This is a genomic window from Andreesenia angusta, assembly GCF_001855385.1.
Lineage (GTDB): Bacteria > Bacillota > Clostridia > Tissierellales > Gottschalkiaceae > Andreesenia > Andreesenia angusta.
Genome location: NZ_MKIE01000001.1, coordinates 302606 through 323463, shown reverse-complemented (window position 1 = coordinate 323463; position 20858 = coordinate 302606). Strand labels below are relative to the sequence as shown.

The following is a 20858-nucleotide window of genomic DNA, read 5'->3' as shown; positions in this document are numbered from 1 at the left end:
TATGTACAAAAGACACAGAAGGCTTAGGGCGAACGGAGCCATAAGGGATATGGTCAGGGAGACCAGGATTTCAAGAGAGGACTTTATATACCCTGTATTCGTGGTGGAAGGAGAAGGGATAAAGTCTGAGATAGATGGGCTTGAAGGCAACTACCACTACTCTGTGGACAGACTAAATGAGTTTGTGGACAGTGTCCACTTTGCGGGCATAAAGGGCGTGCTGGTGTTCGGCATACCTGAAACAAAGGACGAGACTGGGAAGAGCGCATGGGAGGGCAGCGGAGTGGTCCAAAGGGCTGTCTCCAAGCTAAAGGAGCTAGATCCGGAGCTCTACGTCATAACAGATGTGTGCATGTGCCAGTACACAGACCACGGACACTGCGGTATACTGGATGGGGATGTGGTGGACAACGACAAGACTGTGGAGTATCTCTCCAGAATAGCTCTTTCCCACGCTAAGGCCGGCGCAGACATGGTTGCGCCTTCCGACATGATGGACGGAAGAGTGCTGGCTATAAGGGAGACACTTGACAAATATGGGTACTCTGGAGTGGGAATACTCTCATACAGTGCGAAATACGCATCTTCTTTCTACGGCCCGTTCAGGTCGGCAGCAGGCTCTAAGCCCCAGTTTGGGGACAGAAAGACTTACCAGATGGACATAGGGAGCGTCAGGGAGGCCATGGACGAAATAGCCGAGGATGTGGCACAGGGTGCAGATATGGTGATGGTCAAGCCTGCGCTTTCATATCTGGATATAATAAGCAAGGCGAGGGATAGGTTCGACGTTCCGATAGTGGCCTACAACGTAAGTGGAGAATACGCCATGATAAAGGCTGCCGGAAAAAGCGGCATGATAGACGAGAAGCGGCTCGCGATGGAAGTGCTGACTTCTATAAAGAGAGCTGGGGCAGACCTTATAATAACTTACTTTGCCCTTGAAGCTTCAAAATGGATAGAGGAGGGGATAATTTGAGAAACGCAGATATATTCGAAGAGTCAAAAAAATACATGCCCGGAGGGGTGAACAGCCCTGTAAGAGCGTACAAGGGACTGGACATAGATCCGCCTGTCATAGCGAGAGGAGAAGGCGCATATCTCACAGATGAAGACGGAAAAGTCTACACCGACTACGTGGGAGCATGGGGCCCTATGATACTTGGCCATGCAGACAGAGATGTAGTCGAGGCCATGATAGAGACCACCAAAAAGGGCATAGCTTTCGGAAGCCCTACAGAGCTTGAACTCAGACTTTCAAGGCATATATGCCAGACAGTGGACAACGTAGACATGATAAGAATGGTCAACTCGGGAACAGAGGCCACCATGAGCGCTTCAAGGCTTGCAAGAGGTTATACTGGAAGAAGCAAGATAGTCAAGTTCGGAGGGTGCTACCACGGACATTTTGACGGATTTCTGATAAGTGCAGGCTCTGGGGTTATGACCGAAGGCATACCGGGATCGGAAGGTGTTCCAGAGGAGATAATAAGAAACACTCTGCTTGCCGACTACAACGACATAGAGAGCGTAAAGTCGCTGTTTGAAAAGCACGGAGAGGATATAGCGGGAGTTATAATAGAGCCTGTGGCAGGCAATATGGGAGTGGTCCCAGCTAAACCGGAGTTCCTAGAGGAGCTGGACAAACTCTGCAAGAGACACGGAGCGCTGCATATATTCGACGAGGTTATGACAGGGTTCAGGGTTGCGTACAAAGGTGCACAGAGTCTGTACGGGATAGCGCCAGACATAACCACGTTTGCAAAGGTGATGGGAGGAGGACTTCCTTCAGGAGCCTACGGAGGCAGAAGAGATATAATGGAGAAGCTGTCTCCGCTTGGAGGAGTTTATCAGGCTGGAACTATGTCGGGAAATCCAATAGTGATGGCGGCCGGATATGCCACGCTTAAAAAGCTCCATGAAAACCCCAATATATACGATCACATAGAGCGTCTTGCGGAAAAGATGGAGAGCGGAGTGCTGGAAATCGCAAAAGAAAAGGGACTTCCTGTAGTCGTAAACCGTTTCAAGTCCATGATGACTATATTCTACAACCAAGGTGGAAAGGTGGAGAGCTACGAAGATGCAAAAGCTTCAGACACAGAGCTCTACTCGAAAGTCTTCAAGCATATGACCGCAAGCGGAGTGTATATGTCGCCTTCGCAGTTTGAAGCCATGTTTTTCTCTGCAGCCCATACAGAGAGCGATATAGATAGGTTCTTAGAGGCCTTAAGACAATTTTAGCGAGCAGGATATCCCTGCTCGCTTTACTATTCATACCATTTGCTGACTTCGCTGTAGTGAACCTTAGGTCTGCCTTTCGGGTTTTCGTCTGGAAACCCTATTAATATCCCGGACACCAGCTGGTCCGACTCACCTAGCCACTCGGCTACTTCATCTCCAAGCTCTATAAAGTCAGATACAAGCAGTGAGCCAAGCTTGAAAGTCTCGGATACAAGCAGTATGTTCTGGATTGCCGAACCTATGGAAAGCGAATCCATAATCAACTTGTTCTCGCTGTAATCGTCTTCTGTCCTAGACAGTCTGTTGAACACAAATATAACGGCAGAAGCGTTTTCAACGCAGGTTAAATCTATGTCCAAATCTTTCGGACTGGACTCCACAAGATCTTTAAGCTCTAAAATCATATCGCCTTGAACTATTGCGAACTTCCAAGGCTGCCTGTTCTTGCACGAAGGCGCCTTTGTGGCCAAGTCCAGTATATTCTCTATTATGACCTTAGGCAGCGACTGGTCATGAAACTTCTTAATTCCTTTTCTCTCTGAAATAGCGGTTATAGCATCCATTTTGATATCCCCCATAATCATTCATGAATTTTAAAATCAAGCTTCTCTATATCAAAACTATACCCCATATCAAAGATCTATTCAATAAAAGAATGACATAATAGATACTCTTTGGGTATATATAACCTAAATACATAAATTATAAAGAAGGGGATTAGATTGGTTGAGAAGTTCATAATGTCGATTTCGATGCTGACTTCGTTCACTGTATTCAAGAACACGGTTTTCAGAAGTACAGCTAAAAGCAGGTATTTCAATAAAAACAAGAAGATACTTCTGTCCGAGGCCATAAGCATAGTGGCTTTTATAACAGTGAGCTTTTTTATGGAGAGTTCTTCAGACATTTCAGACTCTATACAGTCTGGGGTTGAGGGGCTTTTCATGGGGTGGATGGCTTCTCTAGCTGGGACACTTGGAAGAAAAAACTCATAGTAAGGAAATTGCGATGTTGAAGAAAGTCGCTCTTTGGGTATATATAGATCAAGATTTGAAAGTCAATAAAAACAAAAGGGGTGCTAGACTTGGGGAACAACATAGTCTTTAACGATAAAAACAGTTTACTGAGAGACCATGAGATAGAGGGGATGAAGAGTCAGCTGGAGCTTGTGCACAACGAGCTTCACAGCAAGACAGGAAAGGGAAACGATTTTCTTGGCTGGCTTGACTATCCCTCTAGCTTTGACAGACAGGAGTTTGAGAGAGTTAAATCAGCCGCAAAAAAGATAAGAAAAGACTCGGAGATACTTGTAGTGGCTGGGATAGGAGGCTCATACCTGGGAGCAAGAGCTGTAATCGAGTCGCTTAAGCACTCTTTTTCGGAGCTGCTCCCTAGAGAAAAGAGAAACTCCCCTCACATTCTATATGTGGGGAACAACTTGAGCAGCAACTATATAATGGAGCTACTAGAGGTAATAAGGGGAAGAGAGATAAGCCTTAATGTGATATCCAAGTCGGGAAAGACCATAGAGACGTCTATATCCTTCCGAATACTCAGGGAGTATATGGAAAAAACCTACGGGGAAAGAGCGAGAGACAGGATATACGTAACTACAGACAGGCACAACAGCGCCATAGGGGATTTGGCTAAGCTAGAAGGCTACCAGACTTTCACCATACCGGGAGATATAGGGGGAAGGTACTCTGTATTCACTTCGGTTGGGATGCTTCCAGTAGCTGTGGCAGGTTTTGATGTGGACGAGATAATGAGAGGGGCAAGCGACGCCCAGATTGAATACTCTGAGCCGGACATCGAGAAAAACCCATGCTATAGATACGCTGTAGAGAGAAATGCGCTCAACAGACGCGGAAAAGACGTGGAGATACTCACTATATACGATCCATCACTACAGTACTTGGCTGAATGGTGGAAGCAGCTCTTTGGAGAGAGCGAAGGCAAGGACGGAAAGGGGATACTCCCGATGTCCCTCTGCTTTACGACAGATCTGCATTCTATGGGACAGTATATACAGGACGGGAAGAAGAACTTGTTTGAAACAGTGATAAATGTGGAAAAGCCCAAGAAGGACTTCTACATGTTTGCAGACAACGAGAACTTAGATGGACTCAACTATTTGAGCGGAAAGACAGTTGACTTTATAAACAAGAAGGCCATGGAGGGGACTATGAAAGCTCATGTTGACGGGGGAGTTTCAAACCTTATGATTACAATACCTGAGCTCAACGAGTACTACATTGGGAAGCTTCTCTATTTCTTCCAGAAAGCCTGCGCAATCAGCGGTTACATGCTTGGGGTAAATCCTTTCGACCAGCCTGGAGTCGAAGACTACAAGCGAAACACTATAGAGCTTCTAAAGGCAGATGAAAAGAAGATGAACCTGAACATAATATAGGAATAAAAAGGGGATTGGGAAAATTGCAAAGCAAAATAGACTTGGAAGATATAAGGAAAAAGCTGAACTTCAAGAAATACAGGAGCATGGGGGCGCATATAAAGGAAGTGAACGGGACTAGAGGAGTCAATTTTTCTGTATGGGCTCCAAATGCAAGTTCAGTTTCAGTTGTGGGAGATTTCAACAGCTGGGATGGTGTTGGTCATGCTATGGAAAGAGACTACGACACTGGGGTATGGTCTCTCTTTGTGCCGAACTTGAAAGAGGGGGACTTATACAAGTACAGCATAGTCGGAGTTAACGGAGAGGTCGCACTGAAGTCCGACCCTTATGGGTTCTACCACGAAGTCAGACCGAACACTGCTTCTGTAGTTTACGAGCTGTCGGGATATGAATGGAACGACTTAGGCTACAGAAGAGGCAAGAGGCAGCACAAGCTCTACAACGGCCCGGTGAACATATATGAAGTGCACCTAGGCTCTTGGAAGCAGAAAGAGGACGGAACTTTTTTAAGCTACAGAGAGCTGGCAGACCATCTCATAGAGTATGTGCTGGAGATGGGGTATACACATGTGGAGATAATGCCGCTTATAGAACATCCCTTGGATGCATCTTGGGGATACCAAGGAGTGGGATACTTCTCTGTGACAAGCAGATATGGCGAGCCTAAAGACTTCATGTACTTCGTAGACAGATGCCATCAGAATGGGATAGGGGTCATACTGGACTGGATACCGGCTCACTTTTGCAAGGATGCACATGGGTTAGCCAAATTTGACGGAAGCTGTCTATACGAGTACAGCGATCCGCTCAGAGCCGAAAACTACCAGTGGGGAACGCTCAACTTCGACCTTGGAAGGTATGAAGTCATGGAATACCTCATATCCTCGGCGATATTCTTTTTAGACGTCTTCCATATAGACGGTCTTAGAGTAGATGCAGTCACAAGCATGCTCTATCTGGACTTCGGGAAAGACGAGTGGAGGCCTAATGAGTACGGTGGCAGAGAGAATATAGAGGCCATAAACTTTATGAGGATTCTGAACGAAGAGGTGTTCAGCAAATACAAAAGCGCCCTTATGATTGCAGAGGAGTCTACATCCTGGCCGCTTGTGAGCAGTCCGACCTACCTTGGAGGGCTTGGATACAACTATAAATGGAATATGGGCTGGATGAACGACATGCTCGAGTATATGGAAAAAGAGCCGATTCACAGAAAGCACCACCACAACCTCATAACTTTTTCCTTTATGTACACCTACTCCGAGAACTTCATACTGCCGCTTTCGCATGACGAAGTTGTGCACGGAAAGAAATCGCTTTTAGACAAGATGCCGGGAGACTACTGGCAGAAATTTGCGAACTTAAGGCTTCTCTACGGCTACAAGATGACTCACCCGGGCAAGAAATTGCTCTTTATGGGAGGGGAGTTTGGACAGTTTATAGAGTGGAGATGCGACGAGAGTCTGGAGTGGTTTCTGCTAAGGTACGATATGCACGAGAAGCTACATAAGTACACCAAGGCTTTAAATCATATATACAGAGAAGAGAGAGCCCTCTGGGAGCTAGACCACGACATAACGGGGTTCAAGTGGATAGAGCCCAACAACAACGAGCAGAGCATAGTGAGCTTTGTGAGAAGGGGTAAAAAGGAAGGCGAAGTTATGATAGTAGTCTGTAACTTCACGCCGCAGGTCTACTGCGACTACAGAGTAGGTGTACCGCTTAAAGCAGAGTACGAGGAGATACTGAACAGCGACGATGAAGCTTTCGGAGGCTCTGGGTTTATAAACGGGACAAATATATTGGCCGAGGAAGAGGTATGGAATCAGCAGAAGTACTCTATAGCGCTGAAGATACCTCCGCTTGGAGCAGTTTACCTGAAGGCTCGGAAGATATTAGACTAAAAATAGGGGGATTGAAAAGATGAAGAAGAAAAATACAGAGTGCGTGGCCATGATACTGGCAGGAGGTCAGGGAAGCAGACTGGGCATATTGACCAAGAACCTGGCAAAGCCAGCAGTTCCTTTCGGGGGGAAATACAGGATAATAGACTTTACGCTGAGCAACTGCGCAAACTCCAATATGCATACAGTAGGAGTACTTACCCAGTATCAGCCGCTTATACTCAACACACATATAGGCATAGGAAGGCCTTGGGACTTGGACAGAGGAGGCGAGGGAGTTACGCTTCTGTCTCCATATGTAGACGTAAAGGGAGGAGTTTGGTACAAGGGTACGGCCAACGCCATATACCAGAACATGTTCTATATAGACCAAGCCAACCCGGAGTACGTGATGATACTATCTGGTGACCATATATACAAGATGAACTACTCGGAAATGCTGGAGTACCATAAAGAGCAGGATGCAGACGTGACCATAAGCGTAATAGAGGTTCCAGCGGAAGAGGCGAGCAGATTCGGGATAATGAACACAAGCGAAGGCGACAGAATATATGAGTTTGAAGAGAAGCCAGAGAATCCAAAGAGCAATTTGGCTTCCATGGGGATATATATATTCAAATGGGCGGAGCTCAGAAAATACCTGATAGAAGATGAGAACAAAGAAGAGTCGTCAAACGACTTTGGAAAAGACATAATACCGGCCATGCTCAAGGACAACAAGCAGATGTACGCCTATAGATTCGACGGCTACTGGAAAGACGTGGGGACTATAGAGAGCCTTTGGCAGGCAAATATGGATCTGCTTTCAGAGCAGCCTGAGCTGGATCTATACGACAGCGGATGGAAGATATACTCCGAGAACACGAACCATCCTCCACACTATGTATGCGAAAACGCCAAGATATCCAGGACACTTATAAACGAAGGGTGCGAAATCTGCGGTGAAATAGAGCACTCCATATTATTTCAGGGAGTGACGGTAAAAGAAGGCGCTGTGATAAAGGACAGCTTGATATTTCCGAACGTGACAATAGAAGAAGGAGTAGTCATAGAGAAGGCTATAATTGGAGAGAACAGCTATATAAAGAGCGGTACTGTAATAAAGAAAGGGACTGATAGCGATCTTGGGGACAACTACGGTGTCTCTGAAAGCGGGATAATAGTCATAGGAGAAAACAGCGTGCTTTAGCTGGAATATACAACAAGGGGGAGGAAATAAAGTGAACGATGTACTAGGGATTATAAACAATACGAGAGAAGCTAAGAATTTAAATGCACTTATAAAGAAAAGGTCGCTGGCGACGCTTCCTTTCGGAGGAAGATACAGGCTGGTAGACTTCCACTTGTCCAATATGGTCAACTCAGGGATATACAACATAGGCATAGCTGTAAAGCAGAACTACAGGTCGCTTATGGGGCATATAAGGTCCCCGAAGGAATGGGGTCTGGACCTGAAAAAAGACGGCATATTCGTGCTTCCACCAGACAGCTCCGACAGCGAGTGGGGAAATCTGAGGGGAGACCTGGAGATACTGAAGGGAAATATAGACTACTTCAGAAGAAGTACTCAAAAATACGCACTGATAACCCATCCGAATATAATCTGCAATATAGACTACAGAAGTGCACTTAAGCACCACAAAGAGTCTGGAAACGACATAACCGTGGTATACAAGAGCGTCAGCGAAGAAGACATACGGGACATAGGTTCATTCACTCAGCTAAAGTTGGATGAAGATGGAAAGGTCATGAACATAGAGACAAGCAGCAACAAGATGAAGAGCGACAAGATATCCATGGAGATGTACATCATGGAGAAGTCACTGCTAGAGGACATGATCTACTCCTGCATAGGCAAGGGAGAGTACGACCTTCTGAGAGACGGGATCATAAACAAGTTCTACAAGTACAAAATGGGTGGATACAGATTCGAGGGTGAGTTTATGAATATAGACTCTGTGGAATCATACTACAAGAACAGCATGAGGCTTTTGGAAAAAGACATAAGGGATGATCTCTTCCTGAGCAGGGGGGAGATATACACGAGCGTAAAAGACTTGGCGCCTGTGAAATACGGGCAGAACGCCAACTTGAGGAACTCCCTTGTCGCCAATGGGTCTGTGGTAGACGGCGAAGTAGAGGGAAGCATAATATTCAGGGGAGTCAGGATAGGCAAGAATGTGAGCGTTAAAAACTCCATAATAATGCAGGGCACTGTCCTCGAAGAGGGTGTCACGCTAGAGAACGTGATAGTGGATAAAGACTGCATAATAGGCAAGCAAAACAGGCTGATAGGCAGTCCTAACTACCCTGTAATAGTTGAAAAGAAGTCAAAGGTCTAGAGGGGGAGATATTTTGAATGTACTATTTGTAGCTTCAGAGTCGGTTCCGTTTATAAAAACAGGCGGGCTTGGAGACGTAATAGGGTCTCTTCCAAAGGCCCTCAAGCATAAAAAAATAAATGTAAAGGTGGTACTGCCACTTTACAGGTCGGTGCTGGAGAAGTATGCAGAGGAGATGAACTATATCTCAGATATTACAGTGGAGCTCTCATGGAGAAAGCTCTACTGTGGCATATTCGAGATGGAGCATGAGGGTGTGGAGTTCTACTTCATAGACAATCGTCAGTATTTCGATAGAGACGGCACTTACGGCTACGATGACGACCTAGAGCGCTTTGCGTTTTTTAGCAAGGCGGCGCTTGCCATACTTCCGAAAATCGGATTCAAGCCCGATGTAATCCATGCCCATGACTGGCATACAGGACTTTTGCCACTGTTTTTAAAGGCGTTTTACAGCAGCGACAGCTTCTACAGCGGAATAAAGACTGTTTTCACTATACACAACCTTCACTACCAGGGCGTTTTCGGCAGAGAAAAACTTGGGGATGTACTGGGACTTGACGAAAGCTACTTCAACTCCGACTCCCTAGAGTACCACGGAGATATAAACTGCATGAAAGCCGGGATAGTCTATTCAGACAAGCTTACGACCGTGAGCAAAACATACAGCGAAGAGATAAAGCAGCCCTATTTCGGGGAAGGGTTAGACGGAATACTGAGAGCTAGGGAAGAGGATCTCACGGGGATAGTCAACGGACTAGACTATGAGCTATACAACCCAGAAAAAGACAAGAACATACCTGTGCACTACAGCGCAAAAACGCTGTCTAAGAAGTCTGAGAATAAGCTCAAGCTTCAAAAAGAGCTGGGGCTTGAGGAAAACCCGAAAGTTCCTGTGTTGGGCCTTGTCTCCAGGCTTGTAGACGCCAAGGGGATAGACCTGATACTCCACATAATGGAGGAGCTTCTGCACACTTCAGACGTGCAGATGGTGCTCTTGGGAACAGGAGACAAGAGGTATGAAGACAGCTTCAGGTACATGGAGAGCAAGTATAGAGGGAGAGTTGTCTCCTATATAGGTTTTAGAGTGGACCTTTCGCACAGAATATATGCAGGCGCAGATATGCTGATGATGCCTTCGAGGTTCGAGCCTTGTGGACTTAGCCAGCTTATAGCTTTGAGGTACGGAACGATACCAATAGTCAGAGAGACTGGAGGGCTCAACGACACAGTCAGTCCTTACAGCGACAAGACAAAAGGTGGAAACGGATTCACCTTCAGACACTTCAACGCTCACGATATGATGCATGTTATAAAAGAAGCTCTAGAGTATTACGGCAATGAAAAAGTCTGGAAGCATATAGTGAAAAATGCAATGAAGAGCGACTACAGCTGGGACAAGTCTGCAAAAGATTATATAGCTCTTTACAGGGGACTAAAAAGATAGGAGTGAAGAGATGTTAATACAGAATAAAGAAGATGTAAAAAAGCTTTTCAAAGATAGAATAGAGACCATGTACGGGATAACTTTTGAAAATGCGAGTCCTGTTGAGTCATACACTGCGCTTGCAGGAGTTGTCAGGGATTATATATACAGGAACTGGGCGAAGACAAACAGGTCCTACGACGAGACTAGTCAGAAACAGGCCTACTACTTTTCAATAGAGTTTCTTTCAGGAAAGCAGCTCTGTACAAATCTTCTAAACTTGGGGCTTAGAGATACTTTCAAGGAAGGGCTCGAGGAGCTTGGAGTAGACCTTGCAGAGGTTGAAAGGGTGGAGCATGACTTGGGGCTAGGAAACGGAGGGCTTGGAAGGCTAGGCTCTTGCTTCCTGGAGTCGCTGGCATCCCAGCAGTTTCCCGCGCATGGATGTACAATAAGATACAAGTATGGGCTGTTCAAGCAGAAGATAATAGACAACCAGCAGGTGGAGATACTAGACGATTGGCTGGAATATGGGAACACATGGGAGGTCAGAAGGCCGAACAGAGCGGTTGAAGTCAAATTCTACGGATATGTAGACATAGACGACATTGGCAGCACCACTATTTTCAAGCACAGGAACTACCAGCCTGTGATGGCGGTGCCACATGACATGCCGGTTGTAGGATATGGGAATGACACGGTCAACACGCTAAGGCTCTTCAGCGCAGAGCCTAAAAGAGAGATAGACTACACTCTTTTAAGCGGAGAAGAGATGCAGAAGGCAATAAACTATGAAAGGTCTGTGGAGAGCATAACAGAGATACTCTACCCAGACGACTCACAAAAGGAAGGGAAGGAGCTCAGGCTGAAGCAGCAGTACTTCCTTGTGTCTGCTGGTATACAGACCATAGTGAACAGGTACAAGCGAAAAGGCGGAGACCTAAGTGAGCTTGGAAAGAAAGTAGCGATACACATAAATGACACTCACCCAGCTCTGTCTATACCGGAGATGATGAGAGTCCTTATGGACGAAGATAACTTTGGATGGGACGAAGCTTGGAGCATCACAAGAGAAGTTATGTCCTATACAAACCACACTATCCTGCCGGAGGCGTTTGAAAAATGGGATATAGAGTCCTTCAGATGGCTGCTCCCTAGAATCTACATGATAGTGGAGGAGATAGACAGAAGGCACAAGGAAGAGCTAAGGTGCAAGTACGGACAGGATTCCTGGAAAGTTTGGGAGATGGCCATAATAAGAGACAACAGCATAAACATGGCACATATGGCCATAGTGGGAAGCCACAGCGTAAACGGAGTCGCAAAGGTCCACACAGAGATACTGAAAAACTCAGTTATGAAGAACTTCTACGAGTACTATCCTGACAAGTTCAACAACAAGACAAATGGGATAACCCATAGATCGTGGCTTTTAAAGTCAAACAGCCCTCTTTCGAAGGCAGTTACAGAGACGATAGGGGATTCCTGGATAAAAGACCCTATGCAGCTTGAGGAGCTTGTGAAGTTCAAAGGTGACAGCTCATTCAAGGAGAAAGTGAGAGCTGCAAAGCGAGAGAATAAAGAGCGACTGGCCAAGATAATTCTTGAGAACAACGGCATAAGCGTGGACATAGACTCTATATTCGACGTTCAAGTCAAGCGTATCCACGAGTACAAGAGACAGACTCTGAATATATTCCATATACTAGACCTTTACTACAGGCTTAAAGACAATCCGAATATGGACATGGTGCCTAGGACTTTTATATTCGGAGGCAAGGCGGCTCCAGGTTACTACATGGCTAAGCGCATAATAAACCTTATGATGTCTGTTGCAGAGATGATAAACAACGACAAGTCGATAGGTGGAAAGATAAAAGTAGTGGGACTTGAGAACTACAGGGTTTCACTCGCCGAGAGGATTTTCCCTGCCACAGACATAAGTGAGCAGATATCCACGGCCAGCAAGGAGGCTTCAGGAACTGGGAACATGAAGTTCATGCTGAACGGAGCGCTCACTGTTGGAACGCTGGACGGCGCGAATATAGAGATAAGGGAAGCGGTGGGAGACGAAAACTTCTTCAAGTTCGGTCTCACGGTGGATGAGGTCATGAAGTACTATGAAAGCGGAGGATATGCTGCATTCGACGTGTACAACAAGGATTTCAGAATCAAGAGGGTTATGAACAGCCTTGTGGACAACAGCATACCGGGACAAGGTGAGAGCTACAAGCGCATATACGAGACTATACTCTACAACAATGACCAGTACTTTGTGCTCAAAGATTTCGACAGCTATATAAAGGCTCAAGATAGGGCTGAAAAGGCATACAGAGACCAAGACAGATGGACGGAGATGAGCATAGTGAATACGGCTAAATCGGGTATATTCTCAAGCGACAGGACAGTCAGGGAATATGCTGACGAGATATGGGGCATAAAGGCGAGTGTGCTGAAATGATGGAGATAGCACATGACTCTCACAGCTTGGACTACAGAAGTCCCTTTGGGGCGGTGAAGTCTGGAGATTCAGTCGAGCTAAAGCTCAGACTTACGACAGACAGGCAGATGAAAGCTGCGTATATTGTCATAAATAGAGACAGAGAAGCTGAGAAGCTAGAGAAGATGAGCAAGATTTCAGCTGAAGGAATAGAGGAGGTATACGGCTATGAGCTGTATACCTCCAACTTTAGAGGGCTTGTGTGGTACTACTTTGAAGTGCATACCGACGAGGGCGTCTACTACTACGGGAACAGCAACGATGGGCTTGGAGGGGTGGGTTCCATGTATATACACTCCCCTAAGTCATACCAGATAACTGTATACAGTCCAGATGGAACTGTCCCATGCTGGTATCGGGAGGGAGTGATATATCAGATATTTCCCGACAGATTCTACAACGGGAATCCAGGCGGGAAGGTGAACAGGCCGAACAGGGATATGCTGCTGAGAGCCGACTGGAGTGAAGACCCGTCATACATTAAAGACGAAAGTGGACGAGTAGTATATTACGACTACTTTGGCGGAAATCTCTTGGGGGTTATAGAAAAGCTTGACTATCTAGAGGATTTAGGAGTGAGTATAATATACTTGAACCCTATATTTGAGGCTTCAAGCAACCACAAGTACGACACAGGGGACTATATGAAGATAGACAAGATGTTCGGTGACGAGGAGAAATTCAAGACTCTCTGCGAAAAGGCCAGAGAGAGGGGAATCTATATAGTGCTGGACGGGGTATTCAGCCATACAGGAAGCGACAGCATCTACTTCAACAAATACGGGAACTACAATTCAACAGGGGCATACCAGTCGAAAGACTCGAAGTACTACAGCTGGTATAGGTTTAAGACACACCCTGACGAATACGAGTCTTGGTGGGGAATAGATGTGTTACCGAATGTAGAGGAAGAAAACAGCTCGTACAAGGAGTTCATACTCGGAGATGGTGGCGTGATAGAAAAATGGACCAAGCTAGGAGCGAAGGGCTGGCGCCTTGATGTGGCCGACGAGCTTCCAGACAGCTTTATAAAGAGCTTGAGAAAAAAGCTGAAAGAAGTGGACGAAGACTCCGTGCTCATAGGGGAGGTCTGGGAGGACTCTTCAAACAAGATAAGCTATGGCGAGCGGAGGGAATACCTCCTAGGGGAAGAGCTCGACTCGACCATGAATTATCCGTTTAGGGACAATTTCGAGCGATATATAATGGGGGAGATAAATTCATACGAGGTACACAGAAACATAATGAGCCTCTACGAAAACTACCCCAAAGAGTATTTCTACTCTGCTATGAACCTGATAGGAACCCATGACTCAGAGAGGGCTATATACGCATTTGGAAGGGTCCCAGATCCTAACCATATGACTGAAGCCGAGCGCAAGGAGTTCAGGATGACTCCAGAGAGCAGAAAGGACGCAATAGATCATCTCAAGATGGCTTCGCTTGTGCAGATGACTTTTCCAGGTGTCCCGTCTATATACTACGGAGATGAAGTAGGAGTTGAGGGATATGCAGATCCACACAACAGGAGGACATATCCTTGGGGCAGAGAAGACGAGGAACTGCTGTCATGGTACAAGAAAGTGATAGCGATAAGAAAAAGCCACTCTGTTTTCAGATGGGGCGACTTCAAATCCATCCCGGTCAACAGACATGTATATGGGTATATGAGAAAAAACTCCAGCTTGGGGCTTGTGCTTTTGAACAGATGTGAGAGAAGCCAGCAGGTGGAGTTGGATCTTTCGGAGTATGGAATAGAGAGACTTAAAGACTTAATAGAAGAAAAAGAGTACAGCCTTGAAGACGGGGTTCTAAAGATAGAGATATGCCCCAGAGGCCGACTGGTGCTCTTAAACGAAAAGCAAGCCCATGCTTAAAGCTGGGCTTGCTTTTAATTTTACATCTTAAAACTAGGACTGCCTTATATTGTTGGCTATCATTTTGGCAGTTGACTCTACGCTCCAGCCTTTTCTCAGGCTGTATGATTCAAGCTGGTCTGAATCTATATTCCCTACATCCACATATTTTGCAAAGTCACTAGGTATATAGAGACCGCATACGCTTCCGACTGGCATCATCATATAGTTATCTGTGAGGCTTACTTCAGTATTCGACTCCGCATCGAGAATACTGAACAGCGTCTCTTTCTCTGAATGGTCGGGAAGAGAAGGATATCCGTAAGCCGGCCTTATGCCGAGCGTATTTCTAAAGCTCCACTCTGACTCGGAAAGCGAGTGGTTCAAGGCTGAAGAAGCCGCTTCAGCAAGCCTGTCACCCAGTATCTTTACAAGCATGGCGCTGTAGTCGTCTCCGTTTTCCTTATACTCGTAGTAGAGTTCGTCTATTCTTTTACCCGAAGTAGCTATAAATCCGCCTATAAAGTCATGGGTTCCAGAGGACTTAGGCCTGATGAAGTCTGCAAGAGAGAGGTAGTAGCTCTCGGACTTTACAGCTTGCTGTCTCAGCATATGGAGCACCCCTATAGTCTCTCCGCCTTCACCGTATATCTCTATATCATCATGTACGGAATTGGCCTTGAAAAGACCGTAAACTGCATGTGGCACAAGCTTTTCGTCAGCTGAAAGTGCGTCTAGCATGTCGTTGGCGTCCTCAAGAAGCTTCGCTGCCTCTTCCCCGTACTCAGGATGCTCAAGTATGGCTGGATACCTTTCCTTGAAGCCCCACTGCACGAAAAAGTAAGTCCAGTCTATGGAGTCTCTAAGCGAATCTACATTGTAGTCGACTTTCTTAGGGCCGAAAGACTTAGGCATTGTGCTGTCTACATCATCCCAGTCTATGTCCAGGCCGTACTCCAGCACCTCTTCGTAAGGCAGGTACTCCTCGGAGTGACCGAAGTAAACATCCCTGAGCTTCGAATACTCTGAATTTATATCTGATATTACCTTTTCGCGTTTCTCTGCGCTGCACAGGTTCTTGGCCATCTCCACCGCCTTAGAGGCGTCTGTAGTGTAGACTACGGCTCCGTTGTACTCAGGTGCTATCTTCACAGCTGTATGGACCTTGGAAGTAGTGGCCCCGCCTATCATTATAGGTATGTCCAGCCCTTCGTCGTTCATCATCTGGGCCACAGTCACCATCTCGTCAAGCGAAGGCGTTATAAGTCCGCTAAGCCCTATTATGTCCGGCTTCTCCTCTAGCGCCTTCTGAACGATGGTTTCAGGTGGAACCATTATACCCAGATCTATCACTTCAAAGTTGTTGCACGAAAGCACAACTCCCACTATGTTCTTTCCTATGTCGTGCACATCGCCCTTTACAGTGGCCATAAGCACTTTGCCTGCGCTGCTAGAGCCGGAAGTTTTCTCTTCCTCGATAAATGGAAGCAGTACCGACACTGCCTTCTTCATAACCCTTGCGCTCTTCACAACTTGAGGCAGGAACATCTTGCCCTCACCAAACAGCTCTCCGACCACGTTCATGCCGTCCATAAGAGGATTCTCTATTATATCTAGAGCCCTGCTGTAGCTGATTCTGGCCTCCATAATATCTTCCTCTATAAAGTCTGTAAGGCCTTTCACCATGGCATGCTTAAGCCTTTCCTCTACAGAGCCTTCTCTCCACTTGAGAGCAGTGCCCTCGGATTTTTCGCTAGTACCCTTGAACTGCTCGGCGAACTCTATAAGCTCCTCCGCGGCTTCAGGGTGAGTGTTCATGACTACGGCCTCAACCTTAGGTAGAAGCTCAGGGTCTATCTCATCGTATATCTGCACCATACCTGGGTTCAGTATGGCCATGTCCATTCCAGCCTCTATTGCATGGTAGAGGAATACAGAGTGCATAGCTTCACGTATTACGTTGTTTCCCCTGAAAGAGAAAGACAGGTTTGAAAGTCCTCCTGATATCTTGGCTCCAGGCAAGTTAGCCTTTATCCATCTAGCTGTCTCTATAAAGTCCACCGCGTAGTTGTCGTGCTCCTCCATGCCTGTGGCTATGGCAAGTATATTTGGGTCGAAGACTATGTTCTCAGCAGGGAAGTTCACCTTTTCCACAAGTATCTTGTAGGCTCTACCGCATATCTCGACTCTTCTGTCGTAGCTGTCGGCCTGTCCTTTTTCGTCGAAAGCCATTACAACCACTGCAGCTCCGAATCTGTTTATAGTTTTGGCCTGCTCTATGAACTCCTCTTCACCGTTTTTAAGGCTTATGGAGTTTACAAGCGGCTTGCCCTGTATGGCCTTAAGCCCTGCAAGTATCACAGAGAATTTGGAGGAGTCTATTACAACAGGCACTTTAGAGATTTCGGGCTCCGAAGCCAACAGCTTCAGGAATACGTCCATCTCTTCCTCCGAGTCGAGCATTCCGTCGTCGAAGTTGATATCTATGGCCTGGCCGCCATTTTCAACCTGGTCGCGAGCTATGGAAAGGGCTTCTTCATACTGCTTCTCAGCTATAAGCCTTGCGAACTTTCTAGAGCCGGCCACATTTGTTCGCTCGCCTATGTTCAGGAAGTTGTTTTCTTTAGAGACAACTACAGTTTCAAGTCCCGCAAGCGTAGTCTCTTCCGCTATTTCAGGTATTTGTCTAGGAGTGGCGCCGTCTACAAGCTCAGAAATTGCCTTTATATGCGCGAACGTTGTTCCACAGCATCCTCCCACCATATTTACGAAACCACCGTCTACAAGTTCGCGTAGATAGCCCACCGTAGTCTCAGGAGACTCGTCGTACTCCCCAAGCTCGTTTGGAAGCCCGGCGTTTGGATATACGCTGACATAGTAGTTTGTCTTTTTGGAGATGGTCTTTATAAAAGGTATAAGGTCCTTGGCCCCGAACGCGCAGTTAAGCCCCACAGATATGATGTACTGGTTCTTCATGGAAGCTAGGAAAGCCTCAAGCGTCTGGCCTGAAAGCGTCCTTCCGCTCTTGTCTGTAAGCGTTCCAGATATCATTATAGGTACCTCTGTATTTCTCTCCTCGTTTAGCAGGTCCACGGCGTATATCGCGGCTCTTGCATTTAGAGTATCGAAGATGGTCTCTATGAGTATGCAGTCCACTCCGCCGTCCATAAGCCCGCTGATCTGCTCGTAGTAGTCCTTCATAAGAGAGTCAAAGTCGATAGCCCTGTAGCCTGGATTTTCAACATCTGGAGACATTGAAAGCGTCTTGTTTGTAGGTCCTATCGATCCCGCTACAAACCTAGGCTTGTCAGGCGTGAGCGCAGTGTATTTGTCTGCAATGCGCCTTGCAAGCTCGGCCGAAGTCTTGTTCATCTCGTATACATAATCCTGAAGCCCGTAGTCCTCCTGAGACACAGCGGTGGAGTTGAAAGTGTTGGTCTCTATTATATCCGCCCCTGATTTCAGGTAGTTTTCGTGTATCTCCTCTATTATATGAGGCGCTGTAAGGCTCAATATGTCGTTGTTGCCCTTTTGCTGAAAAGAGAAGTCTGCGAATCGCTCGCCCCTGTAGTCCTCTTCGACCAGTTTGTAATTCTGTATAGCTGTCCCCATGGCGCCGTCCAGCACCAGTATCTTTTTCCCAAATAAGCTCTTTAAATTCAAATGAATCCCACCTTCAAAATGTAGTAAAAACCTGTTAATTCAATAATACTACATTATCGTCATAATTCAATTATAAATATAAGAGGAAACTCATATAAATTAGAAGAACCAAGCTTGCTTCCAGCTTGACAATACAATAGTGGAGGATTAAGATATTAATATTGATAATAGGTATCAAAGAGCCTAAAAACCGGGAGATGATATAAATGAAGGAGATAGTGAGCAATATAGTTGCGTTTCTGATACTGGCAGTCGTGCTTTACTTTAGCTTCAAGAGAGTGATAAACAGCTTGAAAAGCGGTGGCTGAGGCGGTTGCGGAGGCGACAGTGGCTGTGGCGGAGAAGAAAAAGAAGACGAGAAAGGCAGGAAGAGCTAATGATGACATTAGACCAGGCCGAAAAGGGTCAGAGGATAGAGATAGTTAAAATACCCGATGAAAAGATAAGAGTGCAGGCCATAAGGCTTGGAATATTCGAGGGATCCAAGTTGCTTTGCTCGGAAAAATTGCCTGGAGGGCCCGTAATACTTCAAAACAGAATGCAGGAGATAGCGATAGGCAGAAATTTGGCCAGATCGATAGAAGTGAAGCCAGCAGAGAGGGGCGAGAAGATATGAGCATGAACCACAATCCAGTAGAGGGGATGCATATACCGGAGGGCGCCAAGAAGATAGTGCTTGCCGGAAATCCAAATGTGGGTAAGTCCGTGTTCTTCAACTACCTCACGGGCATGTACGTGGATGTATCCAACTTTCCAGGCACCACAGTCGACATAAGCACGGGAAAGCTAGGAGAAGACGTAGTCATGGACACTCCTGGAGTCTACGGGGTGTCATCTTTCAACGACGAGGAGAGCGTAGCTAGAGATATAATCCTGTATGCGGACGTGATAGTGAACGTAGTGGACGCTGTGCATATGGAGAGGGATCTCTTCCTCACGCAGCAGATAATAGACATGGGAAAACCGGTAGTCGTAGCACTGAATATGATGGACGACGTAGTGCGAAATGGACTTGAGATAGATGTGAAAAAGCTTTCAGAGGAGCTAGGCGTTGAAATAATACCTACTACAGCCACAAGAGGCGAAGGGCTTTTGGAAGTAAAGGAGGCCATTTCAAGGGCGAAGCCTGGAAACAGGATAGCAGAGGTGAAGGAGCTTATAGATTCGGTAATCGGACAGGTAGACACGGAGTCCGAGGCGCTGCTTCTGCTAGAAGAAGACGAGAACATAATAGAGCGTCACAATATCTTGGAATCAAAGCAGAAAAGGGAGCATATATACAAGCTCAGGCGGACAAGGGTCGATGGCATAGTGGAAAGATGCGTATCTCAGAAGAATAGCGGGGCTACGCTGAGAAGCAAGATAGGAAAATTGACTCTAAATCCCCTTACGGGAATACCGATACTCATAGGAGCACTTTATATTATGTACCTCGTAATAGGGGTATTTGTAGCTCAGACAGTTGTAGGAATTACCGAAGAAGTCATAATGGGAGGATACTACAACGACTTTATAATGAACACACTCGGAACACTCCTCAGCCAGGAGAGCTTTATAGGCAAGGTGATGGTCGGAGAGTTCGGACTCTTCACTATGGTTCCAATATATATACTCGGGCTTCTGCTTCCGCTTGTGGTAGGCTTCTACTTTATACTATCTGTGCTGGAGGATTCAGGATACCTTCCCAGGATAGCCGCATTGGTGGACAGAGTTCTGATGTTCTTTGGACTGAACGGAAGGGCCATAATACCGATTATACTTGGATTCGGATGCGTGACGGTCGCAGTCATAACTACAAGGCTGCTTGGCTCGAAACGTGAGCGATTTATAGCCACTATGCTCTTGGGGCTTGCAATACCATGCTCTGCCCAGCTTGGAGTCATAATGGGAATAATAGCGCCTCTGGGGCTTGGATATCTGATGCTCTACACAGGAGTCATATTCCTTGTGTTCGCGGTTACGGGGACTGTGCTGAACAAGATACTTCCCGGAAAGTCTACAGATCTATTGATAGACCTTCCGCCACTTAGGATTCCAAGAGTGGGGAATGTGCTTAAAAAGACATACAATAAGTCTGTGATGTTTTTGAAAGAGGCGACACCGCTCTTTATAATAGGAGCGCTTCTGATAACGGTTATGCAGTACACTGGAGCGCTGGAATCAATTTCAGACGGAATAGCTCCATTTACAACAGGATTCCTCAAACTCCCTGCGGAGACTTCCCAGGCCTTTATAATGGGAATAGTCAGAAGGGATTTCGGCGCGGCTGGACTAAACGACCTTGTAAGCCGTGGGCTTATGAGTAGTAGTCAGATAATAGTGGCGCTTGTGGCCATAACGCTTTTCGTGCCATGCATAGCTTCCATAATGGTCATATTCAAGGAGAGAAGCATAAAAGAGTCGATAATGATATGGCTAAGCAGCTTTGTGTTGGCCTTCTTGGTGGCAGGAGTGTTGGCTCAGATAATAGTTTAAGAGATATTATAATAAAGACCTACAAGTTCGATACG

At 46.3% G+C, this 20858-nt stretch carries 14 protein-coding genes; 12 read left to right on the top strand and 2 right to left on the bottom strand.

The window, feature by feature from the left end; translation table 11 throughout:
• The first annotated feature begins 1 nt into the window (after window position 1).
• Both hemB and hemL read left to right on the top strand, forming a co-directional pair.
• Window positions 2-976: a porphobilinogen synthase gene (hemB, locus tag EUAN_RS01480; protein ID WP_071060919.1), complete on the top strand. Its 975-nt coding sequence runs from the start codon at window positions 2-4 to the stop codon at window positions 974-976.
• The gene (gene hemL / locus EUAN_RS01475; RefSeq protein ID WP_097678039.1) at window positions 973-2241 is read left to right on the top strand and encodes a glutamate-1-semialdehyde 2,1-aminomutase; all 1269 of its coding nucleotides are present in this window, start codon (window positions 973-975) and stop codon (window positions 2239-2241) included. The genes hemB and hemL overlap by 4 nt, the downstream gene beginning before the upstream one ends.
• 26 nt (window positions 2242-2267) lie before the next feature.
• Here hemL and EUAN_RS01470 read toward each other — a convergent pair whose 3' ends face one another.
• Window positions 2268-2819, bottom strand: a complete 552-nt coding sequence (locus tag EUAN_RS01470) for a nitroreductase family protein (protein WP_211266243.1) — start codon at window positions 2817-2819, stop codon at window positions 2268-2270.
• A gap of 144 nt (window positions 2820-2963) precedes the next feature.
• Here EUAN_RS01470 and EUAN_RS01465 point away from each other — a divergent pair, with 144 nt between their 5' ends.
• From EUAN_RS01465 to EUAN_RS01430, 8 genes are all read left to right on the top strand, one after another.
• Complete coding sequence (locus tag EUAN_RS01465; RefSeq protein ID WP_071060913.1) at window positions 2964-3236, top strand: hypothetical protein; 273 nt, start codon at window positions 2964-2966, stop codon at window positions 3234-3236.
• Window positions 3237-3325: 89 nt separating this feature from the next.
• Window positions 3326-4654 (top strand): glucose-6-phosphate isomerase, encoded by a 1329-nt coding sequence (locus EUAN_RS01460; protein WP_245674413.1) that lies wholly within the window; start codon window positions 3326-3328, stop codon window positions 4652-4654.
• A gap of 23 nt (window positions 4655-4677) precedes the next feature.
• Window positions 4678-6561 carry a 1,4-alpha-glucan branching protein GlgB gene (gene glgB / locus EUAN_RS01455; protein WP_245674412.1) on the top strand — a complete coding sequence of 628 codons (1884 nt, stop codon included), beginning with the start codon at window positions 4678-4680 and terminating at the stop codon, window positions 6559-6561.
• Window positions 6562-6580: 19 nt separating this feature from the next.
• The gene (locus tag EUAN_RS01450; RefSeq protein ID WP_071060909.1) at window positions 6581-7750 is read left to right on the top strand and encodes a glucose-1-phosphate adenylyltransferase; all 1170 of its coding nucleotides are present in this window, start codon (window positions 6581-6583) and stop codon (window positions 7748-7750) included.
• A gap of 31 nt (window positions 7751-7781) precedes the next feature.
• Window positions 7782-8903 (top strand): glucose-1-phosphate adenylyltransferase subunit GlgD, encoded by a 1122-nt coding sequence (glgD, locus tag EUAN_RS01445; protein WP_071060908.1) that lies wholly within the window; start codon window positions 7782-7784, stop codon window positions 8901-8903.
• Between the two features lie 13 nt (window positions 8904-8916).
• Window positions 8917-10350 (top strand): glycogen synthase GlgA, encoded by a 1434-nt coding sequence (glgA, locus tag EUAN_RS01440; protein ID WP_071060905.1) that lies wholly within the window; start codon window positions 8917-8919, stop codon window positions 10348-10350.
• Window positions 10351-10360: 10 nt separating this feature from the next.
• Window positions 10361-12790 (top strand): glycogen/starch/alpha-glucan phosphorylase, encoded by a 2430-nt coding sequence (locus tag EUAN_RS01435; protein ID WP_071060903.1) that lies wholly within the window; start codon window positions 10361-10363, stop codon window positions 12788-12790.
• On the top strand, window positions 12790-14706 hold the full coding sequence (locus EUAN_RS01430; RefSeq protein WP_211266242.1) for a glycoside hydrolase family 13 protein: 1917 nt from the start codon (window positions 12790-12792) through the stop codon (window positions 14704-14706). Before EUAN_RS01435 ends, EUAN_RS01430 begins: the two co-directional genes overlap by 1 nt.
• A gap of 33 nt (window positions 14707-14739) precedes the next feature.
• On the opposite strand, the gene metH is transcribed toward EUAN_RS01430, so the two are convergent.
• Window positions 14740-18348 (bottom strand): methionine synthase, encoded by a 3609-nt coding sequence (gene metH / locus EUAN_RS01425; RefSeq protein WP_211266241.1) that lies wholly within the window; start codon window positions 18346-18348, stop codon window positions 14740-14742.
• Between the two features lie 376 nt (window positions 18349-18724).
• Between metH and EUAN_RS01420 the strand changes: the two genes are divergently transcribed.
• Both EUAN_RS01420 and feoB read left to right on the top strand, forming a co-directional pair.
• Window positions 18725-18964 carry a FeoA family protein gene (locus EUAN_RS01420; protein WP_245674411.1) on the top strand — a complete coding sequence of 80 codons (240 nt, stop codon included), beginning with the start codon at window positions 18725-18727 and terminating at the stop codon, window positions 18962-18964.
• Window positions 18961-20823: a ferrous iron transport protein B gene (feoB, locus tag EUAN_RS01415; RefSeq protein WP_071060897.1), complete on the top strand. Its 1863-nt coding sequence runs from the start codon at window positions 18961-18963 to the stop codon at window positions 20821-20823. Before EUAN_RS01420 ends, feoB begins: the two co-directional genes overlap by 4 nt.
• The last annotated feature ends 35 nt before the right edge of the window (window positions 20824-20858 follow it).

What these genes read in the sequence shown, in the direction of transcription:
- feoB (WP_071060897.1), top strand. Translation starts at nt 18,961, where the DNA reads ATGAGCATGAACCACAATCCAGTAGAGGGGATGCATATACCGGAGGGC.
- EUAN_RS01450 (WP_071060909.1), top strand. Translation starts at nt 6,581, where the DNA reads ATGAAGAAGAAAAATACAGAGTGCGTGGCCATGATACTGGCAGGAGGT.
- EUAN_RS01420 (WP_245674411.1), top strand. Translation starts at nt 18,725, where the DNA reads ATGATGACATTAGACCAGGCCGAAAAGGGTCAGAGGATAGAGATAGTT.
- hemB (WP_071060919.1), top strand. Translation starts at nt 2, where the DNA reads ATGTACAAAAGACACAGAAGGCTTAGGGCGAACGGAGCCATAAGGGAT.
- EUAN_RS01430 (WP_211266242.1), top strand. Translation starts at nt 12,790, where the DNA reads ATGGAGATAGCACATGACTCTCACAGCTTGGACTACAGAAGTCCCTTT.
- EUAN_RS01435 (WP_071060903.1), top strand. Translation starts at nt 10,361, where the DNA reads ATGTTAATACAGAATAAAGAAGATGTAAAAAAGCTTTTCAAAGATAGA.
- EUAN_RS01470 (WP_211266243.1), bottom strand. Translation starts at nt 2,819, where the DNA reads ATGGGGGATATCAAAATGGATGCTATAACCGCTATTTCAGAGAGAAAA.